This is a genomic window from Alteraurantiacibacter aestuarii (genome assembly GCF_009827405.1).
GTDB classification, from domain to species: domain Bacteria; phylum Pseudomonadota; class Alphaproteobacteria; order Sphingomonadales; family Sphingomonadaceae; genus Alteraurantiacibacter; species Alteraurantiacibacter aestuarii.
Map to the genome: position 1 here is coordinate 502,040 of NZ_WTYY01000002.1, position 11,387 is coordinate 513,426.

The 11,387-nt window shown below is 60.5% G+C and carries 6 protein-coding genes; 2 read left to right on the plus strand and 4 right to left on the minus strand.

The genetic code is table 11. The features are described from left to right. Nucleotides 1–18: 18 nt before the first annotated feature. The 3 genes from GRI32_RS05025 to GRI32_RS05035 form a co-directional block, all read right to left on the minus strand. Nucleotides 19–1,416 carry a tetratricopeptide repeat protein gene (locus GRI32_RS05025; protein ID WP_160590051.1) on the minus strand — a complete coding sequence of 466 codons (1,398 nt, stop codon included), beginning with the start codon at nt 1,414–1,416 and terminating at the stop codon, nt 19–21. A 117-nt stretch (nt 1,417–1,533) separates the two neighbouring features. Further along, on the minus strand, nt 1,534–5,463 hold the full coding sequence (locus tag GRI32_RS05030; RefSeq protein WP_160590053.1) for an SIR2 family protein: 3,930 nt from the start codon (nt 5,461–5,463) through the stop codon (nt 1,534–1,536). Nucleotides 5,464–5,566: 103 nt separating this feature from the next. After that, complete coding sequence (locus tag GRI32_RS05035; RefSeq protein ID WP_160590054.1) at nt 5,567–5,749, minus strand: hypothetical protein; 183 nt, start codon at nt 5,747–5,749, stop codon at nt 5,567–5,569. On the opposite strand from GRI32_RS05035, the gene GRI32_RS05040 reads away from it, so the two are divergent. Both GRI32_RS05040 and GRI32_RS05045 read left to right on the plus strand, forming a co-directional pair. Next, entirely contained in the window at nt 5,748–6,383 is a 636-nt protein-coding gene (locus tag GRI32_RS05040; protein WP_160590056.1) for a hypothetical protein, read from the plus strand. The two genes, GRI32_RS05035 and GRI32_RS05040, sit on opposite strands and share 2 nt — an antisense overlap. Nucleotides 6,384–6,388: 5 nt before the next feature. Further along, the gene (locus GRI32_RS05045; RefSeq protein WP_237437403.1) at nt 6,389–6,937 is read left to right on the plus strand and encodes a T6SS effector amidase Tae4 family protein; all 549 of its coding nucleotides are present in this window, start codon (nt 6,389–6,391) and stop codon (nt 6,935–6,937) included. A gap of 22 nt (nt 6,938–6,959) precedes the next feature. On the opposite strand, the gene GRI32_RS05050 is transcribed toward GRI32_RS05045, so the two are convergent. Continuing rightward, the gene (locus GRI32_RS05050) at nt 6,960–11,381 is read right to left on the minus strand and encodes a hypothetical protein (protein WP_160590059.1); all 4,422 of its coding nucleotides are present in this window, start codon (nt 11,379–11,381) and stop codon (nt 6,960–6,962) included. Between the last annotated feature and the right edge of the window lie 6 nt (nt 11,382–11,387).

Sequence of the window (11,387 nt, forward strand, 5' to 3'; positions counted from 1 at the left end):
AATCGCTGCCAGAATGCGTCAACCCGCCGGTCTGGTCCGGGCACCCTGGCTGGCGGCGAGCAGCAGGCTGGGGTTGCGGCGCATTTCCAGCATGGCGGAAATCTGGCTGTCATCCTGCCAGCGCTTGGCCACCTGTCGCAGCAGGCCGGCGCTGCCCCAATGTTCATTGCGGGCTTGCGCCATATCGAGCAACCGGCGGACCTGCGCCTTGCTGCCGGCCATGCTGGCGACATAGATCGGCCACACCAGCTGCGTGCGGTCGCCGCGCTGGAACTCGCCCATTGTCTCTGCCAGCAGCAGGTTCAGCACGGCCTCGCTTCCGCGCGGGAGTGAGGCTTCCAGCAGCTCAGCCTCCCGCAGGCTGCCTGCATCCTGGCGAATATCGGCCAGTGCCCTTGCTTCCTTCACGAAAGCGGGAATGGACCCGTCGGCCAGGTAGATCACCGCCAGATAATCGCGAATAGTGGCCAGCTGCGGGTTGCGATCGCGCAGGTCCTCAAGGCTGCTGCGCGCCTCTGCTTCCTGACCGGCCGACCAGCGCGCCCAGGCAATATCGGCCTGCAGCGCCAGCGATGCCGGTTCAAGCAACCGCGCCCGGTCAAGCTGCGCCAGCCCTTCGGCAAAATCGCCATTGTCGATCAGGATGTTGCCATACCAGAAGTGGCTCTGCGCATCGCCAGGCCCCAGCGCCATCGACCGCTCGAAGCTGGCCTTTGCGGCCACACCGTCATTGCGCCACCAGTAATGCAGAAAACCATCCGCCCGCAGCGCCGCCGCATTTTCCGGGTCTATGCGCAAGGCCGCATCGGCTGCGGCCTGCGCGCGGGCGAAAGCCTCTGCATCGCCAAGCGAGCCAAATTCGCGCGCCAGCACGTAGCAATCGGCCAGCGCGGCATAGGCTGGCGCAAAGCCGGGCTCGCGCTCCACAACGCGTTGCAGCTTGGCAATGGCCTGTTCGATGGAGGCGCCGCTGCGCTCCGCCCAATCGCCGCGCGCATCCAGATACAGCGCGGCCAATGCGGCATTGGCAGGCAGTTCCGCGCGCGGCTGTTCCGCACCGGGCTGGGTGTAGGCATAAGCGCCAAGGGCCAGTCCGGCAAAACCGACCGGAGCCAGATATCGCAGCTTCAGCGCCCGCACCCGGGTGAAGATCGAGCTGTCTGGCGCGGTGGACACCGGCACATTGCCTGCCCCCTCGCCCGGTTGATCGACGCCCACCCCGGCTCCGGCTCCGGCACCAGCATCACCACCGGCCTTCAGCCAGGCATCGATTTCATCGGATAGAGCAAACACGCTGCCGCGCCCCGCGCCCGGAATGCGGTGGACAGGCATGCCGCGCTCCGCAGCCCAGCGCATGGCGGTGGTGCGTTCCCTGCCCAGATAAACAGCAATGGATTTCCAACCGTCAATCCGCATCAAACCGTTTCCATTGGCAGGAATGCCTCCATGCAGGTTCCACAAGCATAACAGCGATGCAAGCGCACAACGGCCTCAGCACTCAATTGCAGGTGCGCAGATCGCATTCCGCACCACCTAGTCGCGGCGCGTACCGGCCTGGGGCATGTCCACACGATCAGCCTCCAGTTTGACCAGTTCATCTTCGGAAACCTCGGCTGCGCGGGCATATCCGATGCGGGTGCCCAGCTTTGATGCCTCAGCCAGAATGATGCGTGCGGCGTCCTTCTCATTCCTGCTTGCCAGAATACGGCCCAGCAGCATGCGCAAACCGATCTTGCGCAACCCAAATCCATTGCGCGCCGCGATGGCCGAGGCATCAGAGACATATTCGAATGCCGAATCCGTATCCCCCAGCTTCAGTTGCAGGAAGGCGATCTGCTGCAACGCCTCGATCTGGAGGCGGTACATATCGCAGGCCGTGGCATAACGCAGGGTTTCCTTGAGCTGGGGCAGCATTTGCGCCTGGTGCCACTGTTCCTGCTCACGACTGGCGAGGTAGCCATGTTCGCCCAGCGCGATCCGGCCAGAGTGATCGATATCGGTCTGCCGCGAAGGGCCAGCGCTGCTGACGCACAGGCGCTGCGCTTCCAGGGCATCATCCATCTTGCGAAGCTGCCGCAACAGCGAAACATTGTGACGCTGAAAGATTGCAAAGGCGCGCTGTTCGCCCAGCAATTCCATCAACCTGATCGCATCCTTGAAATAATTCTCCGCCGGAGCCAGCGCGCCGCGCAAATGCTGGCACACGCCGCGATAACCCATGACCAGGCCGATCCCCAGAAACAGGTTGGCGGGAAAATACTGGTCCACAGCGCGTGTCGAGCGTGAACCGCCCCGTTTGGAGAAATGCCGCAGAGCATAGTCCCGGAAGCTGTCATAGGGCCCGCCGGGCAGGCTCTTCCACTGCTTGTCGCTCAAGACCAGTCGGGCGTCGTTCTCGATCGCGGTTTCGACTTCTCTCAGCAGTTCCTCGGCACCTTCGATCATGCCCTGATCGATGGAGACCTGCACCAGATTGATGGCAATGCGCCGCCAATTGTGATGGCGCTCCCCGAATTCGATCCATTTCGTGTTGATGGCCTGCGCCTGTTCCAGCGCTTCGCGGGCTTCGATCAGCTTGCCTTGCGTAACGAGCACCACGCCCAGTTCATTGTAAAGCCAGCACAGATCATCGGCATAGAACGCCGGAGAGCCAAGTTGCTTGTTCAGCTTGTCCAGATCCTTGGGCGGACATTTGGCCCGCATCATGCCGCGCAGCAGGCTGCCCTGGTCGTGCAGGCGGATCAGCCGCCGCAGGCGATCCGCGTGATCGGTCAGCGGCGCATTGCGCAGCCATACATCCAGCCCGTGATTGCCCTGCATCAGCAGGGACGAGGTGGAGAAATAGCTGCGCATGAGAGAGAGGGCAGCGCGCAGACAATCCGCCTGCCGGGCAGAGCTCATGCTGGCAATCTGGGGCGGGGTCAGATCATGCAATAATGCGGACTTGAGCTCAACCTGATTGTCCCGCCGCAGTTGAACTGCCAGATGGTGGAGCAGTGGCAAGACTGGTGAGGGATCCTGATACTGGCCGCACAGGAAATCGACCATTCGGGCCAACTCGTCATGCCATTCCTGTTCAGGCAGCACGCTGTTGAGCGGTTGCGCCGCAAAAAGCCCCAGATTGAAGCCTGCGGCAAGCCGGGCATCGGACAGCGGCACGCCGTATCGCTCGCGAATCTCGGCAACCAGCGCCTTGTGCATGCCCACCCGGCGCACCTGGCCGGGAAAGGACTCGATATTCAGGACCATCCCGTTGGCGATCAGCCAGTCCAGTTCAGTATCAACTTCCTTGATCCGGTCCTTAAACGCATCCTTTGTTTCGGGATTGCCCTTGCCCTGTTCGGTGGCGACAACATGGGCCAGCACATGGCGCTCCACCGGCTGACCAATGAACGCCAGTGACCTGAGGATGGCAAAGGCCATGTTTGGTCGGCTCTTGCCCACATGCTCTGCCACCCGGGCAAGAAACTCCTGCCGGGTAACCGTGGCGTCAACACTGGTGGGCGGACTGGCGGACAGGTGAAGGTTGCCCGCCAGATGTTCAAAGAAAGTTGGCCCATCGCTCGTGATCCTGAATTTTTCGCCAGTCTCAGGGTCAACGATGCTGGATGTCTTCGGCTCGCTATCACGGACCAGCTGCAATTCCTTGAAGCTGCCCGGTGCCACCTGTCCGACATATCGCAGCAGGCGCGGACTGCCGACCAGGATCAGCCGCAAACGCTTTTCCAGTCGCCTCCTCATATTCGGATGCATGAATGCAAAGGCGTTGGGAATGAAACGGATCAGCATGTCCAGTTCCGTGCTGAGCGCGGTCCCGTTGTGTGCCACGAACCGTTCCATGCCGTTGATGATAATCACCAGTTCCTCTACTTCTCCGTCCGGTTCCGCCGACAGCTGCGAATGGACCGACTTCATCAGAAAACTGTGCATCTGCATTGTTGCCGTGAGCCGACTCTGCGCTTCCTCGAACGCAGTCTGGCCGTCGTAGGCACCAGACAGAATCGCAAAGATCGAATCCGTCTCGGTCGCGAAGGATCCGTTGATGACGACAACCCGTGTGGAGTTCGTCCTGCCATTCAGAAGTGAGGTCGCGAAGGTTTCCGTCCAGCTCCCGCGCCCGCTTCCGGCCTTTCCGGTAACAACCAGCATGGCAGGAAGACCGCGCAGGTAAGCTGCCACCTCCCTGGCGCTTTCATCTGCCAGAGACGGCGGATCTTTCATCTCTGCATGCCAGATATTGATACGTTCCGGCCCGCCTTTGAACTTGAGCTGCGGATTGCGAATATCATCTGTGACCGGAAGCTGGGCCTTGGTCGTGCGGCACCATTGGGCAAGGTAGCGCAGAGGGAGTTCGAGCCGTAACCCGTTACTGATCGCTTCATCCGGCGCCTTGGCCAACGCCTCGACATATTCATCGGCCTTGCCGGAGATTTCGGCGATCTCCTTGTCGAACAGGACAGAGACGCCCAGCTTGCGGTTGAACAGCAACCTGAGTGCCCGATCAGCATTGGCATTACCTTGGGATTTCCACAGCAGGAACATCGGCACTGAACGACGATTGGGATTGTCGCTCAGGAACTGTTCGAAATGCTTCATGATTTCCTGTTCGGACATGCCCAGCCCGACAAACAATATGGGATTGCCCGACAGGATCGTGCGCAATCCATATTCGAACGGGAGCCTTGAAAAACCATTCTGCCAATAAAGATCGCGGTAGTCGCGCCGGGAGACGATCATGGTCTCTGGGCAATCCTTGCGCCCGTGGAGGTGCAGAATGCGGCAGCGCGTATCATCATCATGCAAGGCAAAACTGATGAGCTCTGCACTTTGCTTGCGCCCCAGAACCTCGCTCACTACCGGACCAAAACCGGGAACCACGCGCTTCCTGACCGGGCCTTTGCCGCCAAAGCAGCTGTCAAGGATGTCCTTGCGTTGTTGCCCATCCTTCCCGGATTTGTCCTGCGGCCCGACAAATGCGGTCCACTCATGCTCAAGATCATAGTTGAGTGTAATTATCCGGCGCAGGCCCAGATCGTGTATCAGTGCGGATGAAACATCGGGCAGATGGCCAAAATCTTTCAACGATTTTGGCAATGCGAACTTGCTGGCCAGATCCTCGCGATTCTTGTTGAACGCCTCTACGTCCACATGCCGGTCAAGATGCGCACTGAGTTCCGCAATATCCATCAGATCGGTATCGTCAAACTGCCGATTATTGTCCGCCATCATTGCCTTGAGCTGCGCGACGAGCTGCGGATCCTTTTTTTCAACAGAATCCAGATACCCGGCGCTCATTGAACCCCAGCTGTCATATCCCAGATGTTGCGAAGCATAGGAGCCGGTGAAGGCAATCATCCGGCCACTGCGCAGGGCGATGGCAAACTTTTCATAGGCCCGCCGCCGCAACCGATTGGAATCGGCCTGACGATTGAGCAGATATGTCTGAATATAGGCTCCGTCCATTTGCCCCCCAGCATTTCAACCAGCGCCTCACGCGCCGCCAGGCATCGTTCCATGCCTGCCTGTAACTTTCGTTCCCGGCGAGTTTTGGAGCAATAGCCCACGTTTACAAGTTCTTATTGGTCACCACCGCTTGAAATTGGGAGCCTTCTCTGCTGAATTCACAATCAAGCGTCCAAGTGAATACTGCTGCGGCAGGATGAATTTGTTTTGGCTTCATCAGAATTTTCATTACAAACCAGCCTATTACGAAAGAAAAGACCGTCAGGATTGCAGTGGAGCCAGACATGGCAAATGAACTTCCCATAAGCCGCAAGCAGGCGATCAAGGCCACAGAATGGCTGATCGAACATTTCCGCTCACCGATGGAACAGGCCGTGGTCGGCAAGCCTTACCGGCTCAAGCATCTGTGTGCGATCGCCTGTCAGGAAACGGCTTACCGGTGGGTCGGCTGGATCGATCACCATGACCCGGCGACGATACTTGCGCGCTGCGTGTTCGATGCCAGCGGCGATGCACCCAATTCGTCCCGAGGTGTCAGGCCCGTCAACGCAGCAGCCTTTCGCGCCGATTTTGGCGATGAATTTGCCCAGCTGCTGATAGATGAGGCGAACAAATATCGCCGCCTGATGAACTGGTCCGCCAGGGACTGGCTCTACAAGGGATACGGCATCTTCCAGTATGACCTGCAATATTGCTACACCGATCCGGACTTTTTCCGGGAGCGGAAGTGGTATGACTTCGGCAATTGCCTGGCCAAGGTCACAGGCGAACTGGATGAGAAGCTCAAGGCCCAGAACGGTGACCTGTGGGAAGCGATCCGCGCCTATAACGGGTCAGGCCCGCGGGCCCGCGCCTATCGCGAGAACGTGAAGGAATTCACGCCAATCTGTGCCGAGGTTACCGGCGACGACCAGCCTTGAGCACGATGCCGGCACTTCGCTTGCCGGCAGCTGAAAAATGGGAGGTGACAATGGCAATTTCATTCAAACAACTGCAGGCTGATTATCCGGCCCAGTATGCTGACGACCCGGACCGGTCGCGCAAACATCTGTACACCAATATTCTGGGCGGCGGATTTGCCGATCTGGTCGATCATCCCGACTACCAGAACACCTGTGCCATACGCATGTCGGTGGCGTTCAACGCCTCGCCGTCGCCGGTCGCCAGGAAATACGGCGTTGCCGACGGTAATCACAAGGACAAGAACGGCAATCACATCATCATCAGGGTCCGCACTCTCCAGACCTTTCTGGAAGATGTGCTGGGCGCAGAAACCTGGGGCATGTCGAAGCAGCCGGGCACGCCGTTCAATTTCGCCGACGTGCCGCGCAAGACCGGCATACTGATGTATCACGCCAATTTTTCGGACGCTTCAGGACACGCCGATCTGTGGAACGGCAAGGGCTGCGTTTACAAATGCCCCGTGCCCCACGTGGCCAAGGCATTCGATTTCCGCCTCTGGGCCGTCAGCTAATTCGCCAGCGCCGCCAGCACGATCATGCTGGCGGAACCTTGACCCTGAAAAGCGGGCCGATGGTGACGATGCGCTCGGCCGGTTCCAGATCGGGCTGCGCAGGATCGATCCAGCGCCTGGGCGTGTTCTGCCGCGCCGCCTCTGCCGAGGCCGGCATGGTTACCCGTTCAACCTCCAGCAGACGGATAAAGCAATTGTCGGAAACATCGCCTGCATCGAGCACGGTCAGCTCCTCATCATCAACATCGACCTCACGCACATGCAGCGGGCGCAGCTGTTCCTCGCCATTGATATCGCGAATGATGGTGCCCACCACCGCGACCAGACCGGAAATCAGATAGGGCGCATTGTCGTCCGGAGCGTGGTCGCGATGCACCTCCTGCAAATGCTTGAAATAGGCATGGGCGGCAGTGTCTTTCGGAGTGAGCCGAATTTCGCCTGAATCCGCTTCCCTTGTCCATTCGCCGCTATCTTGCGAGCCGGGCACCATCGCGCGCATCTGCACCCAGATTTCTGCCGACCAGGGTGAAACTCGCTCACCCGAACCATCTTCCACCAATGCGGGATCAAGCTCCGTGCGCACGCGAATGCGCGCCATGGTCCCGGGTCTGAGGGCGTATTCCGGCTTTCCGCCGATCACGGGATCGAGCAGCGCCATGGAGAAATTCATGATGGGCGCCGATGCGCCCGGCTCCAGCGTAGAGCCAAGGATCGCCGAACAGGGCAGACGTGCCGTGCCCTGACTTGTGCCACCCGGAGTCCACAGCTGGGGATCATGACCATCCCAGCTTTCGCTTCCCGGATCGCGCGTGGCAATGCGGCTGCGGTGCACGGCATCGCCGGTATCTGGCGCGGTGAACGGATTGCCGTCACCGTCGCTGCTGACACCGTCCATGCCGACCATCAGCGCTGCTGTCTCGCCCGGCTCGGCAAGATCCTGATCGCCCACGCGCACCAGTCTGCGCGGGATTTGCTCTATGCAGATCTCAGCCACCAGCCGCTCGGCCAGACCGCCGCCGTGATCGGTATCGAACATCGGGTGGTCGAGGAACAGCAGTATACCGCCCGAAGCCGCTCCCGGTGCGGCGGTTGAGAACATCGGAGCGGCCACGGCGATGCGCGGGGTGGGCAATCTTGCCGCACCCCGGCACGCCAGCCCTCGCCCGCGCCAGCCGCCCAGCGGATCGCCCGTGGATTGCGCTCCATTGGTTGCAGCAGAGGACAGGCGTGATGACACCTGCAGCTGCGCTTCAGTAAAGCCCAGTGGCCTGCGCAAGGCATCATACCGGCTTGTCAGGCGGCATCGTATCCGCATGTATCCGGCACCGCGATCGCTGCGCTGGCCCAGGGCAAAAAGCTCGTCCTGCGCAAATGCACTGTGCTGCACCGGCGGTTCGGCCAGCCCGGACAGGCCGCGTCCGGAGAAATAGTCCTCCTCGAACTCCACGAAATCCTTGCTGCGTGCAGCATTCGGCCTCGGCCCCACCTCCTCCAGCTTGGTGAAATTCCGCGGCAGTCCGTCGGGCAGCACCGGACCCCCATCCCAGATCCACGCCTGCCGTACCGTCTCGATCCGGCCGACATAATCGAAGGTTTCGTCATCCATTTCGGGAGACAGGCGCGCGATGGTGACGCCATTTGCGTCTTCTATGCGCATGGCCTTCCACACCGCCTCTGGCGTGGGCATGTCATCGGTCGCTGGCAGGCATTCGAAGGCCAGCACGGCGGCGCCAAATTCGCGATAGGGCTTGCCCGCGATGGCCCGGCCCAGATCACCAAAGCGCCGATCCACGCCCTCCTCGAAGAAGCCGCTGTCCACCACCGTGCGGATTTCGACCAGAAACTGCTGGCCCGCTGGCAGGGTGATAGCGAGTTTCTTGCCGACAACAGACAGGTCGGCAACCGTAGCCGGATCAACGGAAGACGTGCTTGTGGCCTCTATCCGCTCACCGGCCGCCAGCGCGATATGTTTGGTATCTGCGATCTCCAGCCTGGCGCTTTTGCTGATCCGGTCGGGCTTGATCGCCCAAAGACGCACAACCACGCCGCCGTTACCGCTGGCCGCACCGGCCACGCCCGAAACCACGGCCGGGTCATCGACTTCTTCACTTTGCGGGCGTTCCTCCATGAGGCTTGCGGTAAAATCGCCGTCGCGCCGCACCCAGTACTGCCAGACCAGCGGATCGCTGACGTAGCCTTGCGTGCCTTGCTGGCCGAGCGCGAGCGAAGCGGGGGCAATGGTAAAACTGACCGAGCTTCGTTCTGCCTCCCGCCCCGGCAATGCCAACGGATCGAGGAACACCGTGGCAGCTTCCCGGGCAAGGTCCTGTGCTGCCTGATCCGGACAGTGGGAGAGATATTCCTTCCACAGCGGGCGCACCAATTTGTCTTCGCGGCGGCCCAGAGTCAGCGGCCTGTCCTGCATATCCGCCCGATGGTTGAGCAGCCGCGGCGCACCCGGCTCCAGCGTTCGCAGCGGGGTGTTCTGCTTGATGATGGTCCTTTCAACACCCTGCGCGGCGGCAAATTGCGCCAGCATCTCGCCAGAGAATACCAGCGGCTGTTCCGGATCGCAGAATGCCGCCGGCATGGCACCGCCCAGCCCCTGATATCCGATCACGGTCTGATAGGTGCGGCCATAGGCAATTTCCGGCAGCGCATCCCCGGAGCCCGCAGGTGGCTGGCACAGAAAGGTGAACTGCGGCTCGAACGGCTCCGCCTCATCCTGTTCAACCGGATTGCCGCGATCGGCGAACGGGATCATGCTTTCCCCGCGATAATGGGCGATGGCCTGGCGCGTCTCTTTCCCCGCCACATCGACCGTCAGATCGAAACTGACCGGGATCGGAACGGTGCAATCGCCGAACGGCAGGGACACCCCGTCCTGACCCTTCTGCAAGGTGACGCTGGCCTTGTTGGCAAGGATGAAAGGACCCTGATCGCCCTTGGAGATATCGCGCACGGCAAGGCAATAGCCATCGACGATCTCGTGTATCTGGCCGGCGGCCTCATCTGCAAAGATCGCATCGGCCATGTGCACAATCCCGGTTTCTGCGACCCTGTCGACGCCGGGAGCAGCATCAAAGACGCTCTTCACAAGCCCTTCTGCCATGGTGTTGAGGCGCGGTAGCCACGCGGCATCCAGACCAAGCGCCGCCTGGACCTGCGGCCCAAAATTCTTGCGGAAAGCATCCATCGCCTGCTTCCGGTCATCGCCGGCTGCAGCGCATTCTGTCACGATCACTTCCAGCAGTCCGCCCTTGTGCGTGGCAATCGCAGTGCACATGCCACTGTCGCGCAGGGCGAGAATATTCTCGCTGTTGTTGAGCCAGTTCGATGCCAGATCGAAAATCGCCTTCGTCTCTGGCTTAGGGGGAGGGAGGACAGAACGCATCGTGGCAGCAAACATGGAGAGAAGCCCGTCCGCTTCGTAGCGTTCACGGATTTCTCCTGCTGTCGGCAGCGACGAGCTTGCAGGCCCGGAAATTTCAAGGACGATAGCCTTGGCAAGTCCGTCGTGCATCACCGCCAGCCTGCTCGCCCATTCATCGGCGAATTTCATCTCCTCAGATTTCAGGTTGAAGAAGACGGCACCGGACTGGCACGCGCGCACCAGTGTTTCATCGGTCAGGCCAGCAAGAAGGGACATGACCGCACTTTCCAGATTGTCTCTGGTCAGCGGAGCAGGCGCGTGATCGTCATGCATGTCCAGAAACCGCCCGACGGGATCGAGCGCCCGGCCCAGTCTGACCGCCAGCTGCGCCAGCCAGTTATTCTTGGTCTGCCAATCTGCGGGATATTTGACCAGCCGGGTTATGCCGTTGATCGGTTCCTTCCAGGATTTCAGCTCAGCAACCGGGATATCGGTATCGCGCTCTATGATGACCTTGACCCGAATCGTTCGGCCATCGACGTGAAGATCGCCTGTCTGGTCGCTGGTGAAACGGGTTCCGCCAATCTCAATGGAATCCAGATTCGGGAGTGCCGGCTCATCCTCGCCAAAGGAGAACAGATAGGCCAGTCCCAGGCCGTGGGATATTTGCGGTGCAGCCCTCGACAGCTGGATCAAAACTCCAGGCCAGCGCGGATCTTCCTCATCCTCCGTGGCCATCTCTTCATCGTCCATCTGCGCGCCGGTGGCAGACATATCCAATGTCAGCAGGTGCCTGCGTTCCCAGTCGATTGCGGTGAGCAGCGCGTCAAGCGGGGGACAATCAGCGACATGGCCAATGGTGTTGACAGGGGACGCACCCGACCACGTGCACAGCCATTTCCACGGCTTGAGCATGGCATCGCGCACATCGGCATAATCTGCCTCATCGCCAGCCGGATCATCGCTGGTGAGCACCGGGAACAGCGTCAGCCCCATGTAACTGTGGCCCACGCCCGCAGGATCGGTCGAACACGGGGCAGTTTCCATCTGGACGGTCAAAGTGAAGGTCATCGGTCT

What these genes read in the sequence shown, in the direction of transcription:
- GRI32_RS05045 (WP_237437403.1), top strand. Translation starts at nt 6,389, where the DNA reads ATGCCGGCACTTCGCTTGCCGGCAGCTGAAAAATGGGAGGTGACAATG.
- GRI32_RS05050 (WP_160590059.1), bottom strand. Translation starts at nt 11,381, where the DNA reads ATGACCTTCACTTTGACCGTCCAGATGGAAACTGCCCCGTGTTCGACC.
- GRI32_RS05040 (WP_160590056.1), top strand. Translation starts at nt 5,748, where the DNA reads ATGGCAAATGAACTTCCCATAAGCCGCAAGCAGGCGATCAAGGCCACA.
- GRI32_RS05025 (WP_160590051.1), bottom strand. Translation starts at nt 1,416, where the DNA reads ATGCGGATTGACGGTTGGAAATCCATTGCTGTTTATCTGGGCAGGGAA.
- GRI32_RS05035 (WP_160590054.1), bottom strand. Translation starts at nt 5,749, where the DNA reads ATGTCTGGCTCCACTGCAATCCTGACGGTCTTTTCTTTCGTAATAGGC.
- GRI32_RS05030 (WP_160590053.1), bottom strand. Translation starts at nt 5,463, where the DNA reads ATGGACGGAGCCTATATTCAGACATATCTGCTCAATCGTCAGGCCGAT.